Genomic DNA, 243 nt, shown 5'->3' with positions numbered 1-243 from the left:
AAATTCAATAAATACTTTTTTAAGCGTTATTAAAAGGGCATTAAAATAAAATGCCCCACAAAATCACCAATTGAGCAGTGTATTTCCACGAATGGCTGGAACATCGGCTGGATTTCTTTTAGCGGCAGGCGACATAGCCTTTCTCTTATCAAATGCTTGATCAATGTAAAACTGAGGGTCTTTAAAGAAGTTAGAGTATTTTACTAAGGCACAAAAAACATCACTATCATTATAGTGTGGTAC

1 pseudogene is annotated in these 243 nt (G+C 35.0%); it reads right to left on the bottom strand.

Going from position 1 to position 243, the window contains the following annotated elements:
• Positions 1-63: 63 nt before the first annotated feature.
• Positions 64-243 (bottom strand): annotated as a pseudogene (locus IM284_RS23610) (hypothetical protein); the annotation flags it as partial.

Source organism: Enterobacter cloacae complex sp. P12RS, assembly GCF_014895875.1.
Classification (GTDB): Bacteria; Pseudomonadota; Gammaproteobacteria; order Enterobacterales; family Enterobacteriaceae; genus Enterobacter; species Enterobacter bugandensis.
Note: the sequence above shows the minus strand (reverse complement) of the source record. Positions and strands in the feature narration are given on the sequence as shown.